Annotated in this window: 22 protein-coding genes and 1 pseudogene; 10 read left to right on the top strand and 13 right to left on the bottom strand. The window is 64.3% G+C overall.

What is annotated here, in order from left to right; all coding sequences use genetic code 11:
* Positions 1 to 197: 197 nt before the first annotated feature.
* From rlmM to ACVOLS_RS06395, 6 genes are all read right to left on the bottom strand, one after another.
* Complete coding sequence (gene rlmM, locus ACVOLS_RS06420) at positions 198 to 1253, bottom strand: 23S rRNA (cytidine(2498)-2'-O)-methyltransferase RlmM (protein ID WP_481544920.1); 1056 nt, start codon at positions 1251 to 1253, stop codon at positions 198 to 200.
* A gap of 156 nt (positions 1254 to 1409) precedes the next feature.
* Positions 1410 to 1970, bottom strand: a complete 561-nt coding sequence (locus tag ACVOLS_RS06415) for a nucleoside deaminase (protein WP_481544919.1) — start codon at positions 1968 to 1970, stop codon at positions 1410 to 1412.
* A 304-nt stretch (positions 1971 to 2274) separates the two neighbouring features.
* Complete coding sequence (locus tag ACVOLS_RS06410) at positions 2275 to 4551, bottom strand: TonB-dependent receptor (RefSeq protein WP_481544918.1); 2277 nt, start codon at positions 4549 to 4551, stop codon at positions 2275 to 2277.
* A 246-nt stretch (positions 4552 to 4797) separates the two neighbouring features.
* A complete protein-coding gene (phbB, locus tag ACVOLS_RS06405) occupies positions 4798 to 5538 on the bottom strand; it encodes an acetoacetyl-CoA reductase (protein ID WP_481544917.1) in 741 nt (246 codons plus the stop codon).
* Between the two features lie 31 nt (positions 5539 to 5569).
* Complete coding sequence (locus ACVOLS_RS06400) at positions 5570 to 6898, bottom strand: CitMHS family transporter (RefSeq protein ID WP_296247257.1); 1329 nt, start codon at positions 6896 to 6898, stop codon at positions 5570 to 5572.
* A 42-nt stretch (positions 6899 to 6940) separates the two neighbouring features.
* Entirely contained in the window at positions 6941 to 8116 is a 1176-nt protein-coding gene (locus ACVOLS_RS06395; protein WP_481544916.1) for an OprO/OprP family phosphate-selective porin, read from the bottom strand.
* A 186-nt stretch (positions 8117 to 8302) separates the two neighbouring features.
* On the opposite strand from ACVOLS_RS06395, the gene ACVOLS_RS06390 reads away from it, so the two are divergent.
* The 3 genes from ACVOLS_RS06390 to ACVOLS_RS06380 are packed head-to-tail and all read left to right on the top strand — an operon-like array spanning position 8303 to position 11413.
* Positions 8303 to 8992, top strand: a complete 690-nt coding sequence (locus tag ACVOLS_RS06390) for a response regulator (protein WP_481544915.1) — start codon at positions 8303 to 8305, stop codon at positions 8990 to 8992.
* Positions 8979 to 10364 (top strand): sensor histidine kinase N-terminal domain-containing protein, encoded by a 1386-nt coding sequence (locus ACVOLS_RS06385; RefSeq protein WP_481544914.1) that lies wholly within the window; start codon positions 8979 to 8981, stop codon positions 10362 to 10364. The genes ACVOLS_RS06390 and ACVOLS_RS06385 overlap by 14 nt, the downstream gene beginning before the upstream one ends.
* Positions 10361 to 11413, top strand: a complete 1053-nt coding sequence (locus tag ACVOLS_RS06380; RefSeq protein ID WP_481544913.1) for an ABC transporter substrate-binding protein — start codon at positions 10361 to 10363, stop codon at positions 11411 to 11413. Before ACVOLS_RS06385 ends, ACVOLS_RS06380 begins: the two co-directional genes overlap by 4 nt.
* 7 nt (positions 11414 to 11420) lie before the next feature.
* Here the strand turns inward: ACVOLS_RS06380 and ACVOLS_RS06375 are convergent, their stop codons facing one another.
* Both ACVOLS_RS06375 and ACVOLS_RS06370 read right to left on the bottom strand, forming a co-directional pair.
* Positions 11421 to 11837, bottom strand: a complete 417-nt coding sequence (locus tag ACVOLS_RS06375) for a hypothetical protein (protein ID WP_481544912.1) — start codon at positions 11835 to 11837, stop codon at positions 11421 to 11423.
* 95 nt (positions 11838 to 11932) lie between these two features.
* Positions 11933 to 13681: a glutamine--tRNA ligase/YqeY domain fusion protein gene (locus ACVOLS_RS06370; protein WP_481544911.1), complete on the bottom strand. Its 1749-nt coding sequence runs from the start codon at positions 13679 to 13681 to the stop codon at positions 11933 to 11935.
* Between the two features lie 103 nt (positions 13682 to 13784).
* Between ACVOLS_RS06370 and ACVOLS_RS06365 the strand changes: the two are divergent.
* The 4 genes and pseudogenes from ACVOLS_RS06365 to ACVOLS_RS06350 all read left to right on the top strand — a co-directional run bounded on the left by ACVOLS_RS06365 (position 13785) and on the right by ACVOLS_RS06350 (position 15926).
* Positions 13785 to 14431, top strand: a pseudogene (locus tag ACVOLS_RS06365) (glutathione S-transferase family protein).
* Positions 14432 to 14465: 34 nt separating this feature from the next.
* Positions 14466 to 14732 (top strand): putative signal transducing protein, encoded by a 267-nt coding sequence (locus tag ACVOLS_RS06360; protein WP_481544910.1) that lies wholly within the window; start codon positions 14466 to 14468, stop codon positions 14730 to 14732.
* 30 nt (positions 14733 to 14762) lie between these two features.
* Positions 14763 to 15413 (top strand): peptide-methionine (S)-S-oxide reductase MsrA, encoded by a 651-nt coding sequence (gene msrA, locus ACVOLS_RS06355; RefSeq protein WP_481544925.1) that lies wholly within the window; start codon positions 14763 to 14765, stop codon positions 15411 to 15413.
* A gap of 3 nt (positions 15414 to 15416) precedes the next feature.
* Positions 15417 to 15926: a flavodoxin family protein gene (locus tag ACVOLS_RS06350; protein WP_481544909.1), complete on the top strand. Its 510-nt coding sequence runs from the start codon at positions 15417 to 15419 to the stop codon at positions 15924 to 15926.
* Between the two features lie 168 nt (positions 15927 to 16094).
* Here ACVOLS_RS06350 and ACVOLS_RS06345 read toward each other — a convergent pair whose 3' ends face one another.
* The 5 genes from ACVOLS_RS06345 to ahpC form a co-directional block, all read right to left on the bottom strand.
* A complete protein-coding gene (locus ACVOLS_RS06345; RefSeq protein ID WP_481544908.1) occupies positions 16095 to 17063 on the bottom strand; it encodes a transaldolase in 969 nt (322 codons plus the stop codon).
* Between the two features lie 31 nt (positions 17064 to 17094).
* Positions 17095 to 17520 carry a nucleoside diphosphate kinase regulator gene (rnk, locus tag ACVOLS_RS06340; protein WP_282272444.1) on the bottom strand — a complete coding sequence of 142 codons (426 nt, stop codon included), beginning with the start codon at positions 17518 to 17520 and terminating at the stop codon, positions 17095 to 17097.
* A gap of 282 nt (positions 17521 to 17802) precedes the next feature.
* Positions 17803 to 18741, bottom strand: a complete 939-nt coding sequence (locus ACVOLS_RS06335) for a LysR substrate-binding domain-containing protein (RefSeq protein ID WP_481544907.1) — start codon at positions 18739 to 18741, stop codon at positions 17803 to 17805.
* A 79-nt stretch (positions 18742 to 18820) separates the two neighbouring features.
* Positions 18821 to 20413: an alkyl hydroperoxide reductase subunit F gene (ahpF, locus tag ACVOLS_RS06330; RefSeq protein ID WP_481544906.1), complete on the bottom strand. Its 1593-nt coding sequence runs from the start codon at positions 20411 to 20413 to the stop codon at positions 18821 to 18823.
* 185 nt (positions 20414 to 20598) lie between these two features.
* The gene (gene ahpC, locus ACVOLS_RS06325; protein WP_057633045.1) at positions 20599 to 21162 is read right to left on the bottom strand and encodes an alkyl hydroperoxide reductase subunit C; all 564 of its coding nucleotides are present in this window, start codon (positions 21160 to 21162) and stop codon (positions 20599 to 20601) included.
* 300 nt (positions 21163 to 21462) lie between these two features.
* Between ahpC and prmC the strand changes: the two genes are divergently transcribed.
* From prmC to pip, 3 genes are all read left to right on the top strand, one after another.
* Entirely contained in the window at positions 21463 to 22305 is an 843-nt protein-coding gene (gene prmC / locus ACVOLS_RS06320) for a peptide chain release factor N(5)-glutamine methyltransferase (protein ID WP_481544905.1), read from the top strand.
* A 197-nt stretch (positions 22306 to 22502) separates the two neighbouring features.
* Positions 22503 to 23765: an erythromycin esterase family protein gene (locus ACVOLS_RS06315; RefSeq protein ID WP_481544904.1), complete on the top strand. Its 1263-nt coding sequence runs from the start codon at positions 22503 to 22505 to the stop codon at positions 23763 to 23765.
* 74 nt (positions 23766 to 23839) lie between these two features.
* Positions 23840 to 24784: a prolyl aminopeptidase gene (gene pip / locus ACVOLS_RS06310; RefSeq protein ID WP_481537287.1), complete on the top strand. Its 945-nt coding sequence runs from the start codon at positions 23840 to 23842 to the stop codon at positions 24782 to 24784.
* Positions 24785 to 24918: the final 134 nt, after the last annotated feature.

Below are 24918 nucleotides of genomic sequence, written 5' to 3'. Positions count from 1 at the left end.
GGCGGGGGGGCTGCGTGGTGTGGCCGCCTTGGGGGGGGGGCGCCGTCGCGACGCCGCCGCCCTCCGGCGGCTGCCGGCGCGCCCCCCCCCCCCGCCCCCCCCCCCCCCCCCCACTACAGGTAATGCCCAAGCTTGAAGCGCTAGCAAAGGCTGCCCTTACCCCAACCCCTCTCCCGTGAACGGGAGAGGGGCTTTGATCAAAGGCCCTTGGCTCTTGGGGTCACGAATACCGTGATTTCCTCACGGTCGTGATACAGCTGCTTGGCGCGGATGGTCAGCGGCTTGTCGGCCTTCTCGGCAAACAGATCCAGGCATAGACGCGTCTCATCCCAGCGCTTCTTCATCGGCAGCTTCAGGTTGAAGATGGCGTGCTTGCACCAACCCTCGCGCAGCCAGGTGCCCATGCGTTCGGCAACGCGGCGTGGCTGTTCGACCATGTCACAGACCATCCAGTCCAACGGGGCTTCCGGCTGCCAATGGAAACCATCGGCACGCAGATGCTCGACCAGACCGGTATCCAGCACATGCTGACGCAGCGGGCCGTTGTCGATGCTGTTTACGCGCAAATGCTGGCGGGTCAGCACCCAGGTCCAACCGCCAGGCGCAGCACCCAGGTCAGCCGCGCGCATGCCGGGGACCACCAGCGCTTCGCGTTCTTCCGGCGTAAGCAGGGTCATTAAGGCTTCTTCCAGCTTCAAGGCCGAACGCGAGGGCGCATCCGGCAGCAGCTTCAAACGCGGAATGCCCAACAGCCACGGTGCGCTGTCGCGGGTATCGGACACGCAGACGAAGGCATGCGTGCCATCAACAAACACCACATGCAGGCGCGGCAGCTTGCCGTTGGGCTTGTCGGTGAGCAGGCCACCCTTGCGCAGCGCAGGACGCAGCGCATTGCCGAAGGCACGGGCCAGGCCGGCCAGCGGCTTGCCGGCATCCGAATCGGGGTGCTCCACCCACAGATCACCAAACCGCTGCTGGCCTTCCAGCGCGGCGATGATCGGGGTGATGCGATCGCTGGCATCGAGCTGCGGCAGTTCGGCCAGCACGCGTAGCTTCTGGCGGGCAAAGATCAGCTCGCGCCAGGGCAGGCGCTGGTCCAGTGCTTCGGCCTCGTCGGTGACGAACACCACGTAGCCATCGTTGCGCTGGGTGCGGGCGTAGCCGGCAATGCCGGCATGGCCGGCACGGTCGTTCAATTCGCCGGCCAGTTCCGGTTCAAAGCCTTGGCGGCAGTAGCAGAGCAGGCCGGTCATGGAAATCCTTGGTGTGTTGCGGGTGGGCTTCCTTCTCCCGCTGGGAGAAGGTGCCCCGTAGGGGCGGATGAGGGTGGGTTAAGCCTGGGTAGCAGACAGCATGCGGCCTGCCCAACCCTTACCCCAACCTCTCTCCCGGGGGAGAGGGGCTTCAGCTCAGTAGCGTGCGCCGTCGTTCTTGCCGTAGCTGTGCAGTACGGCGCGGGCGTCGTCGCGGTTGATGCCTTGCACGATTTCGATGCCGCGCTTGTTCAGCTCACCGGCCCAATCGGCCGGCAGAGGGCCTTCATCGAACGGGGTCAGTTCTTCCACGTCGGCGGCGCAGGCGCCGATCAGCAGGCGGTCGATACCGGCCCAGACGGTGGCGCCGTAGCACTGACAGCAGGGCTGCGAGGACGTAGCCAGGGTGATCGGCGACAGCAGCGCGTTCAGGCGCGGGGTGTTGAGCTTCTGCTGGGCCAGCATGTACGCCATGTTTTCGGCATGCGCCAGCGAGGTTGCGTGCGGCACCACGCGGTTCACCGCAGCGGCGATTACCTTGTGGTCGGGGCCGAACACCACTGCGCCAAACGGGCCGCCGCTGGCGTGTTCAACATTCAGTCGAGACAGCTCGATGGCCAGCGCCACCTTGTCCGCATCGCTGGTATAGGCGCGGTCGCAGTCGACGGCGTCGTGGATCCAGACGGGGAGGGTGAGGTGAACCTGGGCGTGCAGCATGATGATGACCGGCGTTATGGCAAAAAACGGCGGTCAGTTTAGCGGACTGGGGCGCTGGGGCGGCTTTGCTGGTGGGGGTTGTTCAGGTGTGGGAATCAGCCGCGCGCACGGAACTGGAACGGAGCCATGCTCAGCCCCCTCCCTTTCGCGCAGCGAAGGGGAGGGTTGGGGAGGGGTCGGCTTTTGCTTTGGGGTTTGCGGATGACGCGAAAAGCACCCCTCCCCAACCCTCCCCTTGGCCTTCGGCCAAAGGGAGGGGGTTTAGTGCCCTTTGGCTGCGCCAAAGGGAAGGGGCTTGAAAGGCTTAAAACTCCGCGCCCACTGTCATGAAGATCTGCCGCGGCGCGCTGGCATGGATGGCGTAGCGGGTGCCGTTGGGGTCGGTCGGGGCAAACGAGCTGAGCTGGCCGGCGTAGCGCTTGTTGGTCAGGTTGGTGACGTTCAAGGACACCTTGACGTTCTGCAGGCCCAGACCGGGGCCGAAGCTGTAGCCGCCGCCGGCATCGAAGGTGGTCACGCCCGGCACAGACTGGTCATTGGTATAGGTGTAGTAGCGCTTGCCGGTGTACTTGCCGCGCAGGCTGGCGAACCAGCCATCGCGGTTCCAGCTCAGTTCGCTGGAGGCCATGCGCTGCGGGGTATCGACGGTGATCTTGCCGGCCACCGGTACGATGGCACCGCCGGAGACATAGTCGTCCTCGTAGGTGGTCTTGTTCCAGGACAGCGCGTTGTACCACTGCAGGCCTTGCGTCGGCTTGAGGATGAAGGTCAGTTCCGCACCCTGGCTCTTCACCGAGCCGACGTTGATGAAGCGGGTGATGCATTCCGGGCGCGTGCCAACTTCAATGCTGGTGCAGGGATTGAGCGAGAGCAGGCGGTTGTCGAACATCACGTGATACGCGGCCAACGAGGCTTGGTATTTGCTGCCGAACGTACGGAAGCCGGCTTCAAAGGTCTTGGACTTCTCCGGTTCCAGGCCGGCGCTGGCGGCAAACGACTCCGGCGAAACCTGCAGCGGGCCGCCGCTGCCACCACCGACGAAAGCGGCGATGTTCTCGGCATACGAGGCGAAAAGCTCGTTGTTGGCATTGAGTTTGAAGCCGACACCCAGCTGCGGCAGCAGCGATTCCTTGGCAGTCAACGTGCCCGAAGCGAGCTTCTGCTCGGTGCCTGGCTTTGCGGTGGCACGCATGCGGGTGTTCGGGCTCTTGATGCCGATATCCACGGTCAGGCGCTGATCGAGGAAGCGCATGCGGTCCTGCACGTAGAACTGGCGCGTACGGATGTCGAAGTCCTGGTCGAACAGGCGACGGTCCGGATTCTCGAGGTAGGTGTCGTCGAGGAACGGGCCGTCGATGTAGTAGAAATTGCGCTCGACGTTGTGGTCGTTCTGCTCGAACCACAGGCCGGCTTCCAGTTCGTGGATACCGACATTCCAGGACAGCGCAGCGGTCAGGCCCTGACGATCGATGGTGTAGTTGGTGCTGCGGATGGAGATCGGCAGCATCTTGTCGGTGCCCGGATGCGAGGCCTGGCCCGGTGCCCACCAGTGGCCTTGGCCACGGTTGTCGTGGTGATAGGCCAGCAGCTTGAGCTCAAGGTTGTCGGCCAGCCATAAGTCGGCGTCAAGCGAGTACAGGTTGTCGTCGCGCAGGGCGCGGCTCTGGTAGTAGGCATCGTCGATGCTGTTTACGCCGCCGCTGAAGGCGCAGCGCGTGGCGTCGAAGGTCGCCGGTGCGCAATAGGCGGCAGCCACCGCGCGGTCCCAATCCGGTGCGTAGATGTTCCAGTCATAGCCCAGTCCACGCTGCAGCATGCTCTTGGACAGGTAGGCGTAGTTGGCTTGGCTGGCCCGCGAGGTGGCGACGAAGGCGCCGAAGCGGTGATCGCCAACATTCCACACTGCTTTGGCATTGAACTGGCGGGTGGTCTGGTTCTGGTGTGGCGCGGCCCACATGTCCGCGTCCTGGTGCACGCCGGAGACATAGGCCGAGAAACCATTCAGGTCGCCGGTATCCACGCGCAGGTAGCCGCGGCGTTGGTTGTCATCGCCGACGGTGACGCTGGCGCGACCACCAAACACCGTGGACGGGTCCTGCGAGAAGTACTGGATTGCCCCGCCCAGGTTGCTGGTCGAGGCCACGCCCAGCGAGCCTATACCCTGCGACAACTCGGCACCGCCCAGGTTCTCGGCGATGATGGCGCGGGCGATGCTCAGGCCGTTGTAGTTGCCATAGCTGTTGTCGCCGAGCGGGATGCCATCGAGCGTATAGCCCAGACGGGTTTTGTCGAAACCGCGCAGGCTGATGGTCTGTGATTCTTCGTTGGCACCGAAGGCGTCGTTGGACTGCACGGAGACACCGGGCAGGCGATCGAGAATCTTCTGGCCGCTGCTGCCCGGCGGCAACACCTGTTTGTCGACCTCGCCGATACGCTGCACCTGGCGGGTCTGGCCTTGGCCGATCACCGAGATCGTATCCAGTGTCTGCGCGGAGGCGCCGCTGTCTGCAGCGGCTTCGGCGAAGGCGTGGTTTGTGCACAGGGCGAGGGTGATGGCGAAGCTGAGGCGTTGGAGATTCATTGTCTACCGGGTCCATGGAAAGGCCGGCGTGTACGCCGGTCCAAGGAGCCTGTCGGACGATTGTTAAAGCTCGTTTACGCAGATGCGAAACATTGCTGTTCCACGGTGTTTTGCGCACAGATGCGAACAGAAGTGCGACGCAGTCGATATGAAACACCGGACGCTCGACAGCAACGGTGCGCAGGCCTCCCAAAAAAACGCCGCGACAAAGCGCGGCGTCCGGTGTTGCATCCATCAATCGCAACATCAACCCATGTACAGACCACCGTTGACCGGATAATCAGCGCCGGTGACATAGGCCGCATCATCGCTGGCCAGCCACGCGCACAGCGCAGCCACTTCTTCGGGCTTGCCGAGGCGGCGGATCGGTACCGAGGCCGCAAGCCGGTCGAGCACATCCGGCGGGAAGCTGCTGATCGCCTGGCTGGCGATATAGCCCGGCGAAATGGTGTTGACGGTGACGCCACGCGCGGCGACTTCGGCAGCCAGCGCACGACTGAAACCGTGCATCGCAGCCTTGGCCGTTGCGTAGTTGACCTGGCCGATCTGGCCCTTCTGTGCGCTGACCGAGCCGATGTTGATGATGCGGCCCCAGTTCTGGTTGGTCATGCCATCAACCACCTGCTTGCTCAGGTTGAACAAGGTGTTGAGGTTGGAGGCGATCACCGCATTCCAGTCCTCGGTGCTCATCTGCCGGAACAGCATGTCGCGGCTACCGCCGGAGTTGTTGACCAGCACATCCACTTCACCCACTTCCGCCCGCACCTTGGCGAACGCAGCGGTGGTGGAGTTCCAATCGGCAGCATTGCCTTCGGAGACGATGAAATCAAAGCCGAGTTCGCGCTGCTCGCGGATCCAGTTGGCCTTGCGCGGTGAATCCGGCGCGCAGCCTGCCACAACCGTGTGGCCGGCGCGGGCCAGGGTCTGGCAGATGGCAGTGCCTACACTGCCCATGCCACTGGTGACGTAAGCGATACGTAGCGTCATGGTGCTCTCCAATGCGTCAGGTCGGTGCCGCTCAGGCGGCCAATGGATACAGGGCGAACAGCAGGCTGCCGGCCATCAGGATCAGTGAGATCAGCACGGCCCACTTCAGGGTGAACTTCTGGTGGTCGGCGAAATCCACCTTGGCCAGGCCAACCAGCAGATAGGTCGAGGGCACCAGCGGGCTGAGCAGATGCACCGGCTGACCGGCCAGCGAAGCGCGTGCCATTTCCACCGGGGTGATGCCGTAGTGACCCGCTGCTTCGGACAGGATCGGCAGCACGCCGAAATAGAAGGCGTCGTTGGACATGAAGAAGGTGAAGGGCATCGATGCCACGGCGGTGATCACCGCCAGGTAGGGGCCCCAGGCTTCCGGAATCACTGACAGGAAGCCGCGCGACATCGCTTCGACCATGCCGGTGTTGGACAGGATGCCGGTGAAGATGCCCGCAGCGAAGATCAGTGACACCACCGACAACACATTGCCTGCATGGTTGACCACGCGACGGCGTTGCTCGGCCAGGTTCGGGTAGTTGATCACCAGTGCAATGGCGAAGCCGACCATGAACAGGATCGGCATCGGCAGCAGGCCGATCACCAGTGCCGCCATCAACGCCAGGGTCAGGGCGAAGTTGACCCACAGCAGCTTCGGCCGCTTGGTGTCTTCGGCGTCTTCCACGGTCGGCAGCGCATCGCTGTCATCGGAAACACTGGCGTCCATCCACGAGCCGCCATGCGGCAGGGCGACCACGCCAAGACGGCGGCGTTCCTTCATGCCCAGGTACCAGGCCAGTGCGAGGATGCCGGCGCATGCCAGAACCATCGCCGGAATCAGCGGCACGAACACATCTGCCGGATCCACGTGCAGGGCAGTGGCCGCACGCGCGGTCGGGCCGCCCCACGGGGTGAGGTTCATCACGCCGCCGGCGAGGATGGTTACGCAGGTCATGCTCAGCGCGTTCATGCCCAGCCGACGGTACAGTGGCAGCATTGCCGACACGGTGATCATGTACGTGGTGGAGCCATCACCATCGAGCGAGATCAGCATCGCCAGCACCGCGGTGCCCATCACGATCTTCAGCGGATCGCCCTTGACGATGCGCAGGATGATGCGCACCAGCGGATCGAACAGACCTGCGTCGATCATCACCCCGAAGTAGAGGATGGCGAACATCAGCATCACGCCGGTCGGCGCGATCTTCTTGATGCCGTCGAGCATCATGTCATCGAGGCCGGCACCGAAGCCGCCAATCAGGGCGAAGACGATGGGTACGGTAATCAGGGCGACCAGCGGCGACAGTCGTTTGCTCATGATGAGATACATGAACGTCAGGACCATGCCGAAGCCGAGGATGGTCAGCATCATCTGCAGACTCCTTGAAGAGACAGGACGGGAAGGGGGTGTTTAGAAATCGAACTGCAGGCGGCCGGTGACCGCGCGGGTGTGGTCCACGGTGGTATCGGTCAGGCGATTACGGTTGCGGCTGTCGATCAGGTTGAGCATGAAACGCAGGTTGTCGCGCAGGTACCAGTTGCCCGCCAGGGTCCAGGCTTCGGTGCTGCCGTTGCGCAGGTCGGGCTGGCCATCAAGGTGCTGGTTGCCGCGCATCTGGTCGTAGCGCAGGGCGACTTCGAATGCGCCGGGCTTGTGGCGGATGTCCTTGATGCGGGCGAAGCGGCCGGTCTTGCGGTCGTAGCTGCGCGATTCGCCGGTGACGAACCAGCTGAGCATGCCGTAGGCGGCCATCACCTCACCGCGTTGCGCGCCGTCGTCGAAGGTGGCGCCGCTGAACTCGCCCTGCCATGACAGCGGGCCGCGCACCTGCGCGTATTCCAGTGACCACTTGTTGACGTCGGTATCGCGGCCGGCCGAGAAGTCGACCATCGTCAGGCGGCTTTCATCGGACAGATGGCCGGCCGGGCGTGGGCGGATGCGCAAGGCAGGAACGCCATTCACGCCTGGGTTGTCATAGGCCTCGCGGGCCAGCGACACGCCCAGGTGCAGCACATCGCCAGCGGCTGGACTCGGCGCCCAGGTGACGCGGCCACCCGCAGCGCGGCCCTTTACCTGCCAGGCATCGATGCTTTCCAGGCTGTAGACGCTGGCCGCCCAGGTCATGTCGCCAGGATTGGCCTGCCACGAGGCGCCAAGGCGGTACAGCGGGGCCAGGCTGGTGCCGGCGTTGCCGCGCTCCAGGAAGCTGCCGTAGTTGGAGCCGGTACGGTCGTCCAGCGAGTAGTACTGCTTGAACTGGCCCACCGTCAGCTTGCCGGCATCGCCGAAGCTACGGCTGACATAGACGTCCTTGGCTTCCGGGCGGTCACCGGAGAAATCGGCTTCCAGCTTGTAGTCGACCACGAAGAACTTGCCGGATACATCGAGCCAGGCGCGACGGATCTCGGTGTCGTCCTTGTTCGGGGTGCCACGGTGGTCATTGTCGAAGCTGGCGAAATCCAGGTGCAGGCGGCCGCCGATGGTGGCCGTGACCGGGCCATCGTCTTCTGCGGCCAGCGCCGGAGCGCCCAGGCTCAGCAGGACAGCGGCAGCAAGGCTGCGCTTTTGGAAAACACTCAGTTCCACAAACCCTCCCAGGTGCGCGCCAGGCGCGCGGCAAACATGGGCACCTGCTGGTGCGTGGCCGCAGTCTGGCCGGGACTAGCTGTCATCCGCCTGTCAGGGATTTGTGCGGCGCAGCAATGCGGGCCGGCACTGCGTCTTTGCGGCTTCCGCGTTAGCATTCGCGCCTTCCCGATACTTTCCCCCGCGATGCGCCTGCTGCTGGTTGAAGACAATGCGGATCTGGCCGACGCCATCATCCGTCGCATGCGCCGCAACGGCCATGCGGTGGATTGGCAGGCCGATGGTATGGGCGCAGCCAGCGTGCTGCGCTACCAGAGCTTCGATCTGGTGGTGCTGGATATTGGGCTACCCAAGCTTGATGGCCTGCGCGTGCTGGCGGGCATGCGCGAGCGCGGCGACAGCACGCCGGTGCTGATGCTGACTGCGCGCGATGGCATTGAGGACCGGGTGCAGGCGCTGGATGTGGGCGCGGACGACTATCTCGGCAAGCCTTTCGATTTCCGCGAGTTCGAGGCGCGCTGTCGAGTATTGCTGCGGCGAGGCCGTGGCCAGGCCAGCGAAGTGGTGCAGATCGGCGGTTTCCAGTTCGACAATGCCGCGCACCGGGTCAGCCTGGACGGCGAAGTGATCGAACTGCCGAACCGCGAATTCCGTCTGCTGGAGATCCTGGTCGGGCGGCTTGGCCAAGTTGTGGGCAAGGATGAGATAGCCAAGGGTCTGTTCGGCTTCGACGACGAAGCCGGGCCCAATGCCATCGAGCTGTACATCGGCCGACTGCGTAAAAAGCTGGTGGCCGCGCCATTGCGCATTACCACCGTGCGTGGCGTGGGCTACATGTTGGAGGCCAGCGACGGCGGTAACGATGGCAACGGCTGAGATCCACGCCTCCGGTTCATTGCGGCGCACCTTGATGCTATATCTGGGTGCGTTGCTGGCGGTGTTCGCGGTGGCGCTGTTGTTCGCCGCGCGTGATTACGGGCAACGTGCTGCAAACCGCTCCTACGATCACCTGTTGGTGTCTTCGGCGCTGTCCATCGCCGATTCGGTGGCACTGGTTGATGGCCAATGGCAGGTGGATCTGCCATATGCGGCCTTGGACCTGTTGTCGATGGCCGAGGAAGACCGGGTGTTCTACCGGGTTGCTGACAGCCGTGGCCTGACCATCACCGGTTATGAGGACCTACCGCTCGCACCGCGCAAGACCGGCAGCCAGCCGCAGTTGTTCGATGCCGAGTACAGCGGCGAAACCGTGCGCTTCGTGGTGGTCAAACGCAGCTTTGCTGCTGCGTCCGCGCAGGGCGAAGTGCAGGTGCAGGTGGGCCAGACCCGGCGCGCGCGCGCTGCCCTGGCGCAGGAAATGGTCAACCGCGCCTTGATCGCCATCGGCGTGCTGTCGGCCTTGTTGCTGGGTTTGGTGGCCTTCGGCGTGCACCGCGCGTTCCGTCCGTTGGTGCGGCTGGAGCGCGAATTGTCGCGGCGCGAGCCGTCCGACCTGAAGCCGCTGGATACGCGCGTGCCGCGCGAGATGAACCAGATGGTTGGCGCCTTGAACCGCTTCATGGAACGCCTGTCCAGCAGCAACGAAACCCTGCGTGCATTCATGGCCGAGGCCGCGCACCAGATGCGCACGCCACTGGCGGCATTGCGCGCACAGGCGCAGCTGGCCCTGGATGAAGAAGAGCCCGAGGACATGCAGCGCAGCCTGCGTGCGATCGAGCGCAACGCCACCCATATGAGTCGCCTGTTGAACCAGCTGCTCAGCGATGCCAGCGTCATCCATCGCTCCAACCTGCAGCGCTTCGCGCCGCTGGACCTGGTCGAAACCGTGCATCAGGCCCTGCACGAAGCACTGCCGCAGGCCGGCCCGGCGCCACGCGTGCAGTTGGCGATCACCACCGGCGCGGTGCAGGTCAACGGCGACGCCTTGCTGTTGCGCGAGGCGATCAAGAACCTGATCGACAACGCGATGAAATACGGTGGCGATGGCCCGCTGCAGATCGCCTTGACCGTGCAGGACACGCAGGCGGTGCTGACCATCGCCGACCACGGCCCCGGCATCAGCGCCGCAGATGCCGAGCGCGTGTTCGAACGCTTCGGACGTGGTGAAAACGCGCCTGCCGGTGGTGCCGGCCTGGGCTTGGCCATCGTCAAGCGCGTGGTTGAAAGCCATGGTGGCAGCATCGACCTGAGCAATCGGCCAGAAGGTGGCCTGGTCGCCACCATCCATCTGCCGAGGCATGCCGCATGAGCCGCTTGTTGATCCTGTTGTTGGGCCTGCTGCTGGCACCGTCATTGCGCGCTGCGCCGGGTGATGTACAGCGTTTCCCAGCGCAGGGCGTGGCGACCGAGCAGCTGCGCATCCACGGCACCACCGATATCGAAGTATTCGCGGTGGTGATCGCCGATTACCAGCGCCTGCATCCGGGCACGGAAGTCGTTTACGAAGACATCATCACCCAGGACCTGTACGCGCGTTTCCTGCGCGACCGCAACACCGCGACCACGCCTGATCTGCTGATTTCCAGTGGCATGGACCTGCAGACCAAGCTGGTCAACGATGGCCACGCATTGCCGCACCGTTCGCCGCAGACCGAAGCCGTGCCTTCCTGGGCGAAGTGGCGCAATGAAGCCTTCGGCATCAGCTACGAGCCGGTGGCGATGGTCTACAACACGCGTGCATTGCCCGCGGCAAAAGTACCGCACACGCGCCGCCAGCTGCTGGACCTGCTGCGTGCCGAAGGCACACCGCTGCGCGGCAAGGTCGGCACCTACGATATCGAACGCAGCAGCGTCGGCTATCTGCTGGCGACCCAGGATGCACAGCGTGGCAGCATTGCCGGTGCCTTGCTCGGCGCGCTGGGTGACAACGGCGTGGTGCGCGAGGAGCGTACCGGCGTGCTGTTGGACCAGGTCAGCAGTGGCAAGCTGTCGCTGGTCTACAACGTGCTGGGTTCCTACGCGCAGGCGCGTATCGATGCCGGTGCGCCTTTGGGCATCGTCGAGCCGGAGGACTACACGCTGGTGGTGCTGCGCACGGCGGTGATTCCGCGCAACAGCCCGCACCCTGCCGAAGCCAAGCGCTTCCTCGACTACCTGTTGTCGGCGCGCGGCCAGCAGGTGCTGTCGCGCGAGGCACGGCTGATGCCGATCATCCGCAACTGTGGCGGTGACAGCGATCCAGGCCAGAACCGGCGGCCGATCCAGCTTGGGCCGGGGCTGCTGGTTTACCTGGATGCGCTAAAACGCCGCCAGTTCCTCGATGCATGGCGCAGCAGCGTGGAGCCCAAGCCGCGCTGAGCGCCACTCAGCGTGCTGGTGCGGGATTCTCTGTCATTGGCTGGCGCAGCGGATTGCTGCTGTCCGTCGAGGCGCACTGGCCTTTGACGCAACTACAGCCCTGGATCTCGGTGAAACCACAGACACTCATCATGCCCTTGGCCTGGCAGCTGGCTTGTACGCCGGCTGGGTCGGTGGGGCTGTTGACGTTGACGCAGGCGGGATACTGACCGCAGCAGTTGCCGACGTTCTTCACCGTGCAATCGGCATCGACCTTGCAGCTGCTGTCGACCACGACGGGCGTGGCAGCAGGTTTGGCAGGTGTTGATGGTTCGCTGGCCGGGACTGGCGTGGGCGCTTGCGAGGTGACCGGCGCAGTGGCAGCCGGTGAGCTGCAGGCGGTGAGGGTGAGCAGCAGGCAGAGTAGCAGTGACAGACGGAACATGGGCGAATCCTGTTCTGGGCACGCGGCCATGGTAGCCGCGACCCGTGTGAGCAGGGGGTTACCGGGCTGTCAGCCGGTAACCCCGCCCATCCTGATCAGGCCGACCAGGTATCGCGCAGGGTCACGCTGCGGTTGAACACCGGCTTGGCCGGGGTGTGGTCGCGGCGGTCGGCGACGAAGTAGCCGGTGCGCTCGAACTGGTAGCTGAGCTCCGGCGTGGCCAGTGCAGCGGCCGGTTCGACGTAGCCGGTGACGACCTTGCGCGACTCCGGGTTCAGGTAGTCGCGGTAGGTCTTGCCGTCGGATTCATCGTCCGGGTTGGCCACCGAGAACAGGCGGTCGTACAGGCGCACTTCGGCTTCCACCGCGTGCTGGGCGCTGACCCAGTGGATGGTGCCCTTGATCTTGCGGTTGGCGCCTTCCATGCCCGGACGCGATTCCGGGTCCAGCCAGCCGCGCAGCTCGACGATCTCGCCGGCATCGTTCTTGATCACTTCATCGACGCGGGCGATGCCGGCGCCGCGCAGGCGCACTTCACCGCCCGGGACCAGACGCTTCCAGCCCTTCGGCGGCACTTCGGCGAAGTCTTCGCGCTCGATCCACAGCTCGCGCGAGAACGGCACGTCGCGGCTGCCGAAGCTTTCGTCCTTCGGGTGGTTGCTGAAGGTGAGGGCTTCTTCGTGGCCTTCCGGCAGATTGGTCAGCACCAGCTTGAGCGGATCGATCACCGCCATGCGGCGTGCGGCCGCGCTGTCCAGGTCTTCGCGCAGGGCGCCTTCGAGCACGCTGAAATCGATCAGCGAGTTCTGCTTGGAAATCCCAACGCGCTCGGCGAACAGGCGCATCGCCGCCGGGGTGTAACCACGACGACGCAGACCCTGCAGGGTCGGCATGCGCGGGTCTTCCCAGCCATCGACCAGGTTTTCGGTGACCAGCGCCATCAGCTTGCGCTTGCTCATCACCGTGTAGTTGATGTTCAGGCGCGAGAATTCGATCTGGCGCGGCTTGGCGGCTTCACGCGGCAGGCCCTTGTCGACCAGCGGCTGGGTCAGCGCGTTGTCGTGGGCGTAGTCGACGTTGTCCACGCACCAGTCGTACAGCGGTCGGTGGTCTTCGAATTCCAGCGTGCACAGCGAGTGGGTGATGCCTTCCAGCGAGTCGCCCAGCGCATGCGCGAAGTCGTACATCGGGTAGATCGGCCAGGCATTGCCGGTGTTCTGGTGCTCGACGTGCTTGATGCGGTAGATCGCCGGGTCGCGCAGGTTGATGTTGCCGCTGGCCATGTCGATCTTGGCGCGCACGGTGCGGGCACCATCGGCGAACTCACCGGCGCGCATGCGCGCGAACAGGTCCAGGTTCTCCTCGACGCTGCGCTCACGGTACGGCGAGGGACGGCCCGGCTCGGTCAGCGAGCCGCGGTAGGCGCGTACTTCCTCGGCCGACAGGTCGCAGACATAGGCCTTGCCGTCGCGGATCAGCTTCTGTGCGGCCAGGTAATAGGCATCGAAGTAGTCCGAGGCGTGGCGCAGCTCGTTCCACTCGAAGCCCAGCCAGCGCACGTCGTCCTGGATGGCCTGCACGTATTCCGGGTCTTCCTTGGCCGGGTTGGTGTCATCGAAGCGCAGGTTGCAGACGCCGCCGAACTCGCCGGCGATGCCGAAGTTCAGGCAGATCGACTTGGCATGGCCGATGTGCAGGTAGCCATTGGGCTCGGGCGGGAAGCGGGTCTTGATGGCCGTGTGCTTGCCGCTGGACAGGTCCTCACGGACGATCTGACGGATGAAATCGCGCTTTTCGGGGGCGTTTTCCGGCGTGGCAGCGACAGCAGGCGTGTTCTCGGACATGGGGGACGCAGTGTATTGAAGTAAACCGCAAGTTTAGCCGAGCCGGGCGTTGGCTGCCGGGGCGGAGCTATGCTGGGGTCTCACGCCACTTGGATTTGCCCTGATGGACCGCCCCGTTCTGGTGATAGGCAACAAGAACTACTCTTCCTGGTCGCTGCGCCCATGGCTGCTGCTGCGCCATTTCGGGGTGGAGTTCGACGAGGTGCGGCTGGCCCTGGATACGCCGGGTTTTGCCAGCGAAGTGCTGCAACACTCGCCGACCGGCAAGGTGCCGGCGCTGCGTGATGGCGCGCTGCAGGTCTGGGATTCTCTGGCCATCTGCGAGTACGCCAACGAGCGCTGGCTGGGCGGACGCGGCTGGCCGGCCGATCTGGCCCAACGCGCCGTGGCGCGGGCTGCCGCGGCGGAAATGCATTCAGGTTTCACCGGGTTGCGCAGCCAGCTGCCGATGAACAGCCGCCGCCAGCCGGACGGCTACCGCTGGGATGCCGCCGCCCAAGCCGACATCAACCGCATCCGCGCGCTGTGGAGCGAGCTGCGCCGCCAGTACGGCGCGGGCGGGGCGTTCCTGTTTGGCCAGTTCGGCATTGTCGATGCGATGTTCGCGCCGGTGGCGGTACGCTTCGACGGCTATGGCGTGGCCGCGGAAGGCGTTGCCGGTGAGTACCTGCAGGCGCTGTTGGCGCTGCCGGCACTGTGCGAGTGGCGCCAGGCCGGTGCGGCGGAAAGCGAGCACGTCGCGGCCACTGATGACCTGCGCCAGCCGGTTTGAACGGAGAATCAAATGCAGCTGATCTACCAGAGCAATAATCTGTTCGACGCGCATCTGGTCAAGCATGCGCTGGAGGATGCCGGCATCCCGGCCTTCGTGTTCGGCGAGTCTTTGCTGGGGGCGGGTGGTGAACTGCCCCTGTTTGGCCTGCTGCGGGTCTGCGTACCCGATTCGGCCAAGCCCGAAGCCGAGGACATCGTCACTGCATTGGGCTTGGACGACGGCCCCGCCGACCCCATCTCGGATGACGATGAAGCGCCGGGATTCCTCCCGGCCTGAGGAGCTGACATGTTGGGAATCGGCCAGGGAATACTGGGTATCGGCGCGTTCAAGCAGCGCCTGCCGCGCCCGGAGGAAGCGTTGCCGGGGCGGGACACACCGCTGCCGCTGCACAACCAGCATTTCGTCAACGGCCAGCCCTTGCAGGCCGATTTTGATGGGCTGCAGGTACTGGACGTGGGCCTGGGCTGTTTCTGGGGCGCCGAGCGCAAGTTCTGGCAGCTGTCGGGCGTGGTGACCACGGCGGTGGGCTATCAGGGCGGCGCCACCCCGAACCCGACCTATGAGGAAGCCTGTTCCGGGCTAACCGGCCACACCGAAGTGGTGCGGGTGGTGTTTGACCCGGCCCAGGTAACGCTGGAAACCGTGCTGCGCACCTTCTGGGAGAACCACAATCCCACCCAGGGCATGCGCCAGGGCAACGACACCGGCACCCAGTACCGCTCGGCGATCTATTGCCATACGCAGGAGCAGTACGACGCGGCGCTTGCCAGCCGTGCTGCTTACCAGCAACAGCTGACTGCTTCTGGTTTCGGCGAGATCACCACCGAGATCCTGTTCCCGGCACCGCCGTTCTACTACGCCGAGGATTACCACCAGCAGTATCTGGCGAAAAATCCGAACGGTTATTGCGGCATCGGCGGAACCGGCGTGAGCTGCCCGATTGGTCTGGATGTCTGAGCTGTGAGTGCCACACCGCGTCGTTTATTGGTGGTGTGGCACAGCTTCACCGGCGCTACTGCGGCGATGGTGGAAGCATTGGTGGAGGGTGCACGCGCGAGTACCGGCGGTGCGGTGCAGGTGATTGCCTTGCGCGCTGCAGATGCCGGTGCGGACGATGTGCTTGCTGCCGATGCGGTGGTCTTCGCCACGCCGGAGACATTGGCCTCGATGAGCGGGGCGATGAAGGATTTCTTTGATCGCAGCTACTACCCGCTGTTGGGGCGCTGCGAGGGCAAGCCGTATGCGCTGCTGGTATGTGCAGGCTCGGATGGCCAGCCGACGATTGCACAGTTGCGCAGGGTTGCTTTGGGGCTGCGTTTGAAAGAAGTGGCCGAGCCGGCGCTGGTGTGTACGCAGGCACAGACGGCGGAGGCGATTGTTGCTGAGAAGAAATTGCCTGAGCTGCAGTTGGCGCGAGGCCGAGAGCTGGGCGCGCTGCTCGCAGCAGGGCTGGAGCTCGGAGTTTTTTGATTTTGATTAAGCCCCTCTCCCGCATGCGGGAGAGGGGTTGGGGTGAGGGCGCTCTTAAAGCACGTAGAGTAAAAGCTTTTAAAGCTTTAGAAGCTCCCCTCATCCGCCCCTTCGGGGCACCTTCTCCCGCTCGCGGGAGAAGGGAGTAGTCAGGTTTTGCTTGAACTGTCAGTTCCCCAGCTCATCCGCAATCCGCTGACGCAAGGTCTGCAGATCCTTCGCAAACGCCTCAATACCAGTAGCCAACTTCTCGGTCGCCATCGGATCGGCCGCCATATCCGCATCAAACTTTGCTTCATCTATCGCAGCGACGTTCATTGCTTCAGCAGCACCGGCCGCCAGCTTGCGCGGCAGCTCACCGAAATCCGCATCCAGCTTCTCCAGCAGGTCCGGCGAGATCGTCAAACGATCACAGCCAGCCAGCGCTTCAATCTGCGCTGTCGAACGGAACGAGGCACCCATGACAACGGTGTTGGAGCCGCGGCGCTTGAACTCGGCGAACACGCCGCGCACAAACACCACGCCCGGGTCTTCGTCGATGTTGGCCGGGGTCTGGCCGTTGGCCACGTACCAGTCCAGGATGCGGCCGACGAACGGCGAGATCAGGAAGGAGCCGGCTTCCGAGCAGGCCAGGGCCTGGGTCGGGTTGAAGATCAGGGTCAGGTTGCAGTCGATGCCCTCGGCCTGCAGCACGCGTGCGGCTTCGACGCCGGCCCAGGTCGCGGCGATCTTGATCAGCACCTTGCTGCGCGGCACGCCGGCCGCTTCGTACATGGCGATGAACTCGCGCGCCTTGGCAATCGTCGCCTCGGTGTTGTGCGCCTGGTCGGCATCCACCTCGGTGGACACACGACCCGGCACCAGCTCGGCCAGCATGGTACCGACGCCGACGGTCAGGCGATCGACCACGGCATTGGCGATGGCCTGCTTGTCACCGCTTTGGGCGCGGCCCCACTGCAGCTCGCGCTCGATCAGGCCGGCGTAGACCGGCAGGTCGAGGGCTTTCTTCACCAGCGTCGGGTTGGTGGTGCAGTCGACCGGGCGCAGGCGCTTGATGGCGTCGTAATCGCCGGTATCGGCGACGACGACGGACAGTTCGCGCAACTGGGCGAGCTTGGAGGGGGCCTGGGACATCATGGTTTCCTGTTGCAGGTGCGGCGCAGTGCGCTCAGCGGTGGAAATCGCCAGCCGCTTCGGGCTGGTAGTGAACAGCGGTGACGCGCAGGCGCAGCTTGCGGCCGCCCGGTGCGGTCCAGTCGATGGTCTGGCCAACCGACAAGCCCAGCAGGGCGCTGCCGACCGGTGCCAGCACGGACACGCGGCCCTTGTCGAAGTCCGCTTCGTGCGGATAGACCAGGGTCAGGGAATGTTTTTCGTTGTGCAGTTCGTCTTCGCAGTCCACACGGGAGTGCATGGTGACGATGCCTTCGGGGATTTCTTCCGGCGGCAGCACCTGCGCGCGTTCAAGTTCCTGCGCAAGGGCAACAGCGGCCGGGTGCCGGCTCAGGGCCGGGGAGTCCAGCAGGGCCTCAAGACGGGCCATGTCACGGGTGGAAACAACGATGGATGGTGGCAGACCGCTGTGGCTGGTCATGGGAATTCCTTATCTGATTGAAGAGCAAGCAAAAGGCGACGCTTTGTCGGCGCCGCCCGGATTTCGATTGTGCTGGTGAAGCGGGCCATCGGCGGCCCTGTGAAGATCATGGGGCCGGTGCGGCCCGGATGCAATGTGGGGGAGGGGGATGTTCAGGTTTTGGGGGTGCTGCGAAGTGCACCGCTCCCCAACCCTCCCCTCCGCCTGCGGCGCAAGGGAGGGAGCAAGGCTTGGCTCCCTCCCTTGCGCGGAGCGCAGGGGAGAGTTGGGGAGGGGTAGCTTTTAAGCTTGCGCTTGGGGCAGCAGTGATTGCCCCGGCGCCTCCAACAACCCAGCCGGCAGCTGTTTGAACAACTGCGAGAACTGCTCCAGAAACGCGCCCATCGCCGAGCTGCGGCGCCAGAGCATGCCGATCCTGCGGTTCGGTTGCGGATTGCCAGCAAACGGGATCAACCGCACGTTCTCCGGGCGCGCTACTGGCGGCTTCACTGCCAGCATCGGCAGCAGGGTGACGCCCACGTTCGCCGCGACCATCTGCCGCAGGGTCTCCAGACTGGTGGCCTGGAACTCGGATTTCTCCAGCGCACCCGCCATATGGCAGACATCCAATGCCTGATCGCGCAGGCAGTGACCGTCCTGCAACAGCAGCAGGCGTTGGTCGGACAGGTCATCCAACGTCAGCGAGGGGTGGCTGGTCAGTGGATGGCCTTCCGGCGCAGCCAGCACGAACGGTTCCTCGAACAGGAACTCGGTGTGCAGCTGCTCGTCGGCGACTGGCAGGGCCAGCAGCGCTGCATCGAGCTGGCCATTGCGCAGCTGTGCCAGCAACACATCGCTTTTCTCTTCGACCAACAACATCTCCAGCTGCGGGAAGCGCTGGCGAATCGCTGGCACCACATGCGGCAGCAGGTAGGGGCCGAGGGTCGGGAAGATTCCCAAACGCACGGTGCCGGCTTCCGGGTCACGGGCGCGACGGGCGGCTTCCTTCATCTGCTCTACTTCGGCCACGATGCTGCGGGCACGCGCGGCGGCCTCGCGGCCGGCCGGGGTCAGCATCACCTTGCGTGGCGCGCGCTCCACCAGTGGCACGCCCAGCTCTTCTTCCAGCTTCTTGATCTGGGTGGACAGGGTGGGCTGGCTGACGAAACTTGCCGCCGCCGCGCGGCCGAAGTGCTTGTGCTCGGCCAGCGCCACCAGGTATTTCAGGTCACGAAGGTTCATGTCGGGCTCCGCTCAGGCAGGCGCCGGCAGCTGCCGGCGCGGTCAAATCAAAGCCCCGCAACGCGGGGCTTTGAGGGCTTCAGGCGGTTGCTGCCTCTACCGCTGCAGGCTGCAGCACCGGCGTACGGATCAGATGATCGAAGGCGCTGAGTGCGGCGGTCGAACCGGCGCCCATCGCGATGATGATCTGCTTGTACGGCACCGTGGTGCAGTCACCGGCCGCAAACACGCCCGGCACATTGGTCTGGCCGCGATCATCGATGATGATCTCGCCGCGACCGCTGAGCTCCACCGTGCCACGCAGCCACTCGGTGTTCGGCAGCAGGCCGATCTGCACGAAGATGCCTTCCAGCTCGACCCGGTGCGAATCGCCACCGACGCGGTCGGTATAGACCAGGCCGTTGACCTTCTGGCCGTCGCCCAGCACTTCGGTGGTCTGTGCGTTGAGCACCACCTTCACGTTGGGCAGGCTGTTGAGTTTGGCCTGCAATACCTGGTCGGCACGCAGCTTGCTGTCGAACTCGAACACGGTGACATGGCTCACGATGCCGGCCAGGTCGATGGCCGCTTCCACGCCGGAGTTGCCGCCGCCGATCACTGCCACGCGCTTGCCCTTGAACAGCGGGCCGTCACAGTGCGGGCAGTAGGCCACGCCCTTGTTGCGGTACTCGTCTTCGCCCGGCACGTTCATCTGCCGCCAGCGGGCACCGGTGGACAGGATCACCGTCTTGGACTTCAGTGAAGCACCATTCTCCAGCTGCACTTCGACCAAGCCATCGGCACCGGCCGGCACCAGCTTGGCCGCGCGCTGCAGGTTCATGATGTCCACCTCGTACTCGCGTACGTGGGATTCCAGCGCGGCAGCCAGCTTCGGGCCTTCGGTGTGCTGCACCGAGATGAAGTTCTCGATCGCCATGGTGTCCAGCACCTGGCCGCCGAAACGCTCGGCAGCAACGCCGGTGCGGATGCCCTTGCGTGCGGCATAGATCGCCGCCGCCGCACCGGCCGGGCCACCGCCCACCACCAGCACGTCGAATGCATCCTTGGCCTTGATCTTCTCGGCCTCGCGGGCAACGGCGCCGGTGTCGAGCTTGGCGACGATCTGCTCCAGGCTCATGCGGCCGGAGTCGAACATCTCGCCACCCTGGAACACCATCGGCACTGCCATCACCTGGCGCTGTTCCACTTCCTGCTGGAACGTACCGCCCTCGATCACCGTGGTGCTGATCTTCGGGTTCAGGATCGCCATCAGCGCCAGCGCCTGCACCACGTCCGGGCAGTTGTGGCAGGTCAGCGACATATAGACGTCGAAGCTGTACTCGCCGTCGATCGCGATGATGCTGTCGATGACTTCCTGCGCGACCTTCGGCGGATGGCCGCCGGTCCACAGCAGGGCCAGCACCAGCGATTCGAATTCGTGGCCCAGCGGCAGGCCGGCGAAACGCACACCGTGGTTCTGGCCTTCGCGGGCGATCATGAAGGAAGGCTTGCGCGCATCGTCGCCGGAGCTGTCCAGCGAGATCTTGCCGCCGCCGGCCGCGACGATATCGTCAAGCAGGCCGCGCATGTCCTGGCTTGCGCTGCTGTCGTCGAGCGAGGCGATCAGGCGCAGTGGCTGGCGCAGCAGGCCCATGTACTGCTGCAGCTGGGTCTTGAGGCTGTCGTCGAGCACGGTCAACTCCTTCGTTGAGGCAAAGCGGGGGAGTGACGCCTCTGCGTCAAGCGGGGCGCCAGTAAAAAGTAGGGGTGAACCGCAGCGGGCTGCGTGGCGTGCGGGCGTGGTGCTGGCTGGCATCAACACGCTGCGGTTCACCCCCACGCCCGCCGCGAGGGCGGGGTGGGAGCGGGCAAGACTTGTTAGATCTTGCCGACCAGGTCCAGCGACGGGGTCAGGGTCTTTTCGCCTTCCTTCCACTTGGCCGGGCACACTTCGTTCGGGTGTGCGGCGGTGAACTGGGCAGCCTTCAGCTTGCGCAGGGTCTCGGACACGTCACGGGCGATCTCGTTGGAGTGGATTTCCGAGGTCTTGATCACGCCTTCCGGGTTGATCACGAAGGTGCCACGCAGGGCTAGGCCTTCTTCCGCAATGTGCACGCCGAAGGCGTTGGTCAGCTGATGGGTCGGGTCGCCGACCAGCGGGAACTTGGCCTTGCCCACGGCCGGCGAGGTTTCGTGCCACACCTTGTGCGAGAAGTGGGTATCGGTGGTCACGATGTAGACCTCGGCACCGGCCTTCTGGAACTCGGCATAGTTGTCAGCGGCGTCTTCAATCTCGGTCGGGCAGTTGAAGGTGAAGGCTGCCGGCATGAAGATCAGGACCGACCACTTGCCCTTCAGCGACGCATCGGTGACTTCAATGAACTTGCCGTTGTGGAAAGCATTGACCTTGAACGGCTGGACCTGGGTGTTGATAAGGGACATGAAGTTTCCTCTTGGGTGTAGGGCGGGGTGAATCGTTGGAGCAAAGACTAATAGGCAGAAACTAATAAAACAAATGAATTGGATGCATCGTATCAATAGATAAGGCCTATCAATTGATGCGCTGAAGCTGCCTCAAGGCCTGATATCGGGTGCTTTGCGGGCTTTCCAAGCCATCCAGGGCCAAGCTGAATGGCGCGGCATAGACAGGATTAATCCCAAGGCAAGGATCATGGCGGTAGGCAGGGACGGGTGCGCTGACTATCCTCGCCCTCCTGAACGAACCCGCGAAGAGGTACTGCAGTGTCCACGTTGAAGGTTGCCGAGCTGTTGCGGGAGGCCGCTGCACGCCTGCCGGGTGAAGATGCCCGCCATGAAGCCGAGCAGTTGCTGATCCACGTGCTGGGCGTGGAGCGGGCTTGGTTGTTCTCGCATGCCACCGACGAGGTGGATGCCGACGCGGTGGAGCGTTTCGAGGTGCTGCTGGCGCGTCGTGCCGAGGGTCACCCGCTGGCCTATCTGACCGGCCGTCGCGGCTTCTGGACGCTGGACCTGCAGGTCAACACGGCGACCCTCATTCCGCGTCCGGAAACCGAGCTGCTGGTCGAGCAGGCGCTGGCGCGGCTGCCGGCCGATGACATGGTGCGGGTGGCCGACATGGGCACCGGCAGTGGCGCAGTCGCCTTGTCGATCGCCAGCGAGCGGCCTTTGGCCACTGTGATGGCGACCGATGTGCTGGGCCCGACCCTGGCGATGGCGGTGAAGAACGCACAGGCGCACGGTCTGGAGAACGTGTGGTTCCGGCGAGGGCACTGGTACACGGCGCTGGGCGCGGATCGCTTCGACATGATCGTCAGCAACCCGCCGTATATCGCTGCAGGTGACCCGCATCTGGTGCAGGGTGATCTGCGTTTCGAGCCGCCGCCGGCCTTGGCCTCGGGGCCGGATGGCCTGGATGCGATCCGCGAGATTGTTGCCGGTGCGCATGAGCATCTGGTGCCCGGTGGCTGGTTGCTGCTGGAGCACGGTTGGGATCAGGGCGAGGCGATCCGCGCTCTGCTGGAGCAGGCTGGGTTTGTGGAAGCGCAGACGGTGCAGGATCTGGAGCAGCGTGATCGGGTGACGCTGGGGCGTTGGCCGGGTTGAGGTTGTTGTCGCTGTTGCGCTTGCCGCTTTTAAGCTGGTCATTCCCGCCTTCGTAGGAATGACAGCACCGAGAAGCGGAACCAAAGCCAAAGCAGAGCCAAAAGTACTGCTCAAGCTGGTCATTGAAGCCATTTCCTGTCCGTATCACACACCCGGGGATCTCCCGTAGCATCGCCGTTTCCAAGCCGGAGATGCCGATGATCCGTACCGCCTTCGCTGCCGTACTACTGGCCACATCACTGGGCTGCGCCGCAACGCCGGCTACCAGCAAACACGCGCCCATCCACCCCTTGCGCGAGGGCTCGCCGATGCAGGATGACTTCGCCGATCTGGCGCCCCTTGGCGAGGCCATTGGCGACAAGCGCATCGTCATGCTCGATGAGCTCACCCATGGCGAAGGCAATATCTACGAAAGCAAGGTGCGCACTGTGCGCTACCTGCATGAGCGCAAGGGCTTTGACCTGCTGGTGCTGGAAAGCGGCTTGTTCGACGTCGCCCGCCTATGGCAATCGCGGCTGCCACTGCGTGCCAACGCACCCGGCAACATCTTCTACATGTACGCCAACAGCGCCGAGGTGTGGCCGCTGTACGACTATCTGGACGCACAACGTGATACGCCGGATGCGATGCAGCTGGCTGGATTTGATGGACGTTTGAGCGGCGCATTTTCGCGGCGCCAGCTGGTGCCACAGCTGCGCGAACGCTTGCTGCGGCAGCCACTGGATGAAATGGCACGGCAACGCCTGCAGCTGCATCTGCAACAGGTGCAGCAATTGCTCGATGGCAAGCTGGCAATGGCGGACGCCGGCGCACGCAGGCGCTTCCTCGATGATTCGCAATGGCTGTTGCAACTGCTGCCAGCGCCGGACGCCGAGCACGCCGACGATGTATTCAACAGCGATGGCTTCTGGCGGCGCATCAACGCCAGTCTGCAACGCATGGCCGAAGTGGCTTGGCAGCTGCGGCCGTTCGACGAACACGATCCGGTCATGGCCGCCAACCTGCAATGGTTGCTGGAGCAGGCCTACCCGGGACGCAAGGCAGTCGTCTGGGGGCACTACGCGCATCTGAACAGACTTGGCGGCTACCGCGACGGTCATTCGCGTGGATTTCCGGTAGTGGACAACGTGACCCGCGCTTTGCCGCCTGCGCTGCAGAAGCAGACCTATGTGTTGCACTACGCAGGCGCGCAAGGAAGCTACCTCGATTACATCGATCAGCAGGTTCGCAAGGTGGACGCACGGCCGTCGCAGCTGGAGTCGCGCTTGACTGCCGATACCGCGGTCACAGCGGTGTTCGTCGATCTGCATGCGGGCAGCTTGCCCGGCGAGGAGGATCCGGCCAGCTGGCTGTGGGGCATGGACTACGCCGATGAATTGACGCTGCCCGAAGCACGGCAACGCTTCGATGGCATCTGGCTGCTGGATGGCATCACCCCGGCGACGTATGCAACGCCCTGATGGAGCGCTGCGGCGCAGACAAGACCGCAACAACGCTGCGTTAAACTAATCGTCCTGTTCCCAGCGAGGCTGCCATGCGCACGCTCTACCCCGCCATCGAGCCCTACGACACCGGCACGCTCAAGGTCGACGACCGCCACACGCTGTATTTCGAACAATGCGGCAACCCCAACGGCAAGCCGGTGGTGATGCTGCACGGCGGCCCCGGTGGCGGCTGCAGCGACAAGATGCGTCAGTTCCACGACCCGGCCAAGTACCGCATCATCCTGTTCGATCAGCGTGGCTCGGGCCGTTCCACCCCGCATGCAGACCTGGTCGACAACACCACCTGGGATCTGGTCGCCGACATCGAAAAGCTGCGCGAGAAGCTCGGCGTCGACAGCTGGCAGGTATTCGGCGGCAGCTGGGGCTCGACCTTGGCCCTGGCCTATGCTGAAACCCACCCGCAGCGCGTGACCGAGCTGGTGCTGCGCGGCATCTTCATGCTGCGTCGCTGGGAGCTGGAATGGTTCTACCAGGAAGGCGCCAACCGCCTGTTCCCGGATGCCTGGGAGCACTACCTGAAGCCGATTCCGGCAGTCGAACGCCATGACCTGATCTCGGCCTTCCACCGGCGCCTGACCAGCGACGACGAGGCCACGCGCCTGGCCGCCGCCAAGGCCTGGAGCGTGTGGGAAGGTGCCACCAGCTTCCTGCATGTGGACGATGACTTCGTCAACAGCCACGAAGACCCGCAGTTCGCGCTGGCCTTCGCCCGCATCGAGAACCATTACTTCGTCAATGGTGGCTTCTTCGAGGTGGAAGACCAGCTGCTGCGCGACGCGCACAAGATTGCCCACATCCCGGGCGTGATCGTGCACGGCCGTTACGACGTGGTCTGCCCGTTGGCCAATGCCTGGGAACTGCACAAGGCCTGGCCGAAGGCGCAGTTGCAGATCAGCCCGGCGTCTGGCCATTCGGCATTTGAAGCCGAGAACGTTGACGCACTGGTACGCGCAACCGACAGCTTCGCCGGCTGATAAGCGAAGCCCCTGTAGTGCCGAGCCATGCTCGGCATGGGGCTTCACCGCTGAAACCTTGAGATTGTGGGACCGGCGTTAGCCGCGAAGCTCGTAGATGTCCAGATGGCAGAAGTGCCCGATGGATCATTGTT

The sequence above is a fragment of the Stenotrophomonas sp. STEN038 genome (genome assembly GCF_056759895.1).
This window is presented reverse-complemented; position numbering and strand designations above follow the sequence as displayed.

Coding starts and splice junctions, on each gene's coding strand:
- rlmM (WP_481544920.1), bottom strand. CDS start 1,253: ATGACCGGCCTGCTCTGCTACTGCCGCCAAGGCTTTGAACCGGAACTG.
- ACVOLS_RS06415 (WP_481544919.1), bottom strand. CDS start 1,970: ATGCTGCACGCCCAGGTTCACCTCACCCTCCCCGTCTGGATCCACGAC.
- ACVOLS_RS06410 (WP_481544918.1), bottom strand. CDS start 4,551: ATGAATCTCCAACGCCTCAGCTTCGCCATCACCCTCGCCCTGTGCACA.
- phbB (WP_481544917.1), bottom strand. CDS start 5,538: ATGACGCTACGTATCGCTTACGTCACCAGTGGCATGGGCAGTGTAGGC.
- ACVOLS_RS06400 (WP_296247257.1), bottom strand. CDS start 6,898: ATGCTGACCATCCTCGGCTTCGGCATGGTCCTGACGTTCATGTATCTC.
- ACVOLS_RS06390 (WP_481544915.1), top strand. CDS start 8,303: ATGCGCCTGCTGCTGGTTGAAGACAATGCGGATCTGGCCGACGCCATC.
- ACVOLS_RS06385 (WP_481544914.1), top strand. CDS start 8,979: ATGGCAACGGCTGAGATCCACGCCTCCGGTTCATTGCGGCGCACCTTG.
- ACVOLS_RS06380 (WP_481544913.1), top strand. CDS start 10,361: ATGAGCCGCTTGTTGATCCTGTTGTTGGGCCTGCTGCTGGCACCGTCA.
- ACVOLS_RS06375 (WP_481544912.1), bottom strand. CDS start 11,837: ATGTTCCGTCTGTCACTGCTACTCTGCCTGCTGCTCACCCTCACCGCC.
- ACVOLS_RS06370 (WP_481544911.1), bottom strand. CDS start 13,681: ATGTCCGAGAACACGCCTGCTGTCGCTGCCACGCCGGAAAACGCCCCC.
- ACVOLS_RS06360 (WP_481544910.1), top strand. CDS start 14,466: ATGCAGCTGATCTACCAGAGCAATAATCTGTTCGACGCGCATCTGGTC.
- ACVOLS_RS06345 (WP_481544908.1), bottom strand. CDS start 17,063: ATGATGTCCCAGGCCCCCTCCAAGCTCGCCCAGTTGCGCGAACTGTCC.
- rnk (WP_282272444.1), bottom strand. CDS start 17,520: ATGACCAGCCACAGCGGTCTGCCACCATCCATCGTTGTTTCCACCCGT.
- ACVOLS_RS06335 (WP_481544907.1), bottom strand. CDS start 18,741: ATGAACCTTCGTGACCTGAAATACCTGGTGGCGCTGGCCGAGCACAAG.
- ahpC (WP_057633045.1), bottom strand. CDS start 21,162: ATGTCCCTTATCAACACCCAGGTCCAGCCGTTCAAGGTCAATGCTTTC.
- ACVOLS_RS06315 (WP_481544904.1), top strand. CDS start 22,503: ATGATCCGTACCGCCTTCGCTGCCGTACTACTGGCCACATCACTGGGC.
- pip (WP_481537287.1), top strand. CDS start 23,840: ATGCGCACGCTCTACCCCGCCATCGAGCCCTACGACACCGGCACGCTC.